General features: G+C 71.9%; 2 protein-coding genes. Both read left to right on the plus strand.

Features of this window, described 5'->3' with window-relative positions; genetic code table 11:
• Nucleotides 1-1,083: TRM11 family SAM-dependent methyltransferase (locus HOV91_RS38865; RefSeq protein WP_246351612.1), on the plus strand; the 1,083-nt coding region annotated here is incomplete at its 5' end.
• Nucleotides 1,080-2,581: helicase HerA domain-containing protein (locus HOV91_RS38870; protein ID WP_312884950.1), on the plus strand; the 1,502-nt coding region annotated here is incomplete at its 3' end. The genes HOV91_RS38865 and HOV91_RS38870, both read left to right, overlap by 4 nt.

The following is a 2,581-nucleotide window of genomic DNA, read 5'->3' on the forward strand; positions in this document are numbered from 1 at the left end:
GTCGCGGGCACACCGAGCCACCACCACCGACCGACCGATCTCGCGAAGGACCCGACGATGACTCTCGACCCCACCACCCCGGACACCACCCATCCCGAAACCGTCGACTCCGGCACCGCGACCGGGGCCGGTCCCGCCGCCGTGCCGGTGTCGGTGTGGGCGACCGCCCAGACCGCGTCCGCGATGCAACGACGGGGCCGCTATCACCCCGACAGCGTCAAGCACCCGGCGAAGATGTTCCCCGCGATCGTCCAACACGCCGTTGCGACCTACACCCGTCCGGGGGATCTCGTGCTGGATCCGATGTGCGGGATCGGCACCACCCTCGTCGAAGCGCTGCACACCGGCCGTCGCGCCGTGGGTGTCGAGTACGAGGCGCGGTGGGCGGAGCTGGCGCGCACCAATATCGGACTCGCCCGCGACGCGGGTATCGATCTCGATGCCGCCGTCTACACCGGTGACGCCCGCAAGCTCACCACCCTGCTCCCAGACCAGTTGCGGGGCCGGGTGGATCTGGTGATCACCTCCCCGCCTTACGGCGACTCCACCCACGGCCACGTCCGCGTCCGCGCCGGGGAAGGCGTCCACAAATACAACCACCGCTACGGCGCGGTGCTCGATCGCGGCAACCTGGCCAATGTCGGGCTCGGCCGCCTGCTGTCGGGGTTCACCCGCATCCTGTCCGGGGCCGCCGAATACCTCGCTCCGGGCGGGCATGTGGTGATCACCGCCCGGCCCTGGCGACAGCACGCGGAACTGGTCAACCTGCCCGGGCACCTGATCACCTGCGGCACCCTCGCCGGGCTGGTCCCGGTCGAACGGTGCGTCGCACTCTTGGGTCGGCTCACCGACGGCGACCTCATCGCGCGCAGCAGCTTCTTCCAGCGCGACTTCATCGTCAAGAACCGCGCGGCCGGGCTGCCCATGCACCTCATCGCCCACGAAGACGTCGTCATTCTCCGCAAGCCACACACCGGTTCGGCCGCGACCGAACACCGGGTCGCTGGCGGCCAGCTCCAGTACGGGGCGGCCCCGTTCTGGGGAACGAGCACCACCGCCGGGCCGGGATCGGTGGCCGCGTGAACACCACCGCGAGCCCCGAGCAGGGGTGGCTGGGCCGGATGCTGCTCGCGCCCGGCGCGACACTGCGTGATCTCGCTGCGACGATCGCACACAGCGTGGTCACCCCGGCCGCGATCGTGCTGCTGCTCGCAGTGGCCGGTGTGCTCGCCGCGGTGCGGGCGGTGGCGAGGCTGCGGCGGCGCCGGCTGAGTGCCCAAGCTCGCCAGATCACCGTGCTCACCCCACCCGAGGTCGACCCGAAAGGCGCGCTCGCGTTCTGGTCGCACCTGATCGGGCAACTACGCCCAGCGTGGGCGCGCCTGCTGCTCGGGCAGCCGCATCTGGGTTTCGAGTACACCGTGACTCCCGAGGACGGGGCCGCGATCCGGCTCTGGGTGCCCGGCAAGGTCCCGCCCGGGTTGATCGAACGGGCGGTCGCCTCGGCGTGGCCCGGTGCGCACACCGACACCACCCGGCCTGCCCGGTCTCCGCTGCCGGACGACACGCACGGCACCCGGCGAGTGTTGGCGGGGGGCGAGTTGCGGTTGGGCCGCCGCGAAGGGCTTCCGTTGCGTACCGACTACAGCGGCGACCTGGTGCGGGATTTGATCACCGCCGCCGACGACCTCGCCCCCGGCCAGGCCGCGTGCGTGCAGATCCTCGCCCGACCGGTCACCGGCCGCCGCGTCACCCACTCCACCCGCACCGCCGGAGCCGCCGGGGCACCGTCCGGGTTCGTGACAGCGCTGGCGCGTGAGGTGTTGAACCTGATCACGCCAGGACCCCTCACCCGGCCTGCACGCATCAGCGGCACAGGCGGTGCATCGGGTGACCGGCAAACGACGATGGAGTACACCGCCGCCGCGCGAGCGGCGGCGGGGAAAGCGCGCGGCCCGCACTGGGAGACCGTCGTGCGCTACGCGGTCTCGATCCCGGCCACCGACGAGCGAGACCGGGCCGAGGCGCGCACGATCGCACGCGGTCGCGCGGACGCCTTGGCGACGGTGTTCGGGGCGTGCACCGACCACAACTACTACCGGCGGCGTCGCCGCGTCCTGTTGGCACGGTTGATGGGTGAGCGGCGCCTCGGGCGCGGGGACGTGTTGTCGGCGGCGGAGCTGGCCTCCATCGCGCACCTGCCCACCGACGACGGGCTGCCGGGCCTGCAACGCGCCGGAGCCCGCGCCCTGACCCCCGCACCACAAATCCCCACGGCCGGTCCGCACACGAAACCTCTGGGTGTCTCCGACACCGGTGGTCGCCGTTCGGTCGCGGTCAAGGTCTCCGACGCCCGCCACCACCTGCACATCCTCGGCCCCACCGGCGTCGGGAAGTCGACGCTGCTGGCGCGGTTGATCCTCGATGACGCCGAGGCCGGGCGCGGGGTGATCGTGGTCGACCCGAAAGGCGATCTCGTCACCGACGTGCTCTCGCGGCTGCCGCGCCGCTTCAGTGACCGGGTGGTGCTGTTCGATGCCGACTCCACCGCACCGCCGCCGTGTGTGAATCCCCTCGATAT

The sequence above is a fragment of the Nocardia barduliensis genome, assembly GCF_013315795.1.
Classification (GTDB): Bacteria; Actinomycetota; Actinomycetes; order Mycobacteriales; family Mycobacteriaceae; genus Nocardia; species Nocardia barduliensis.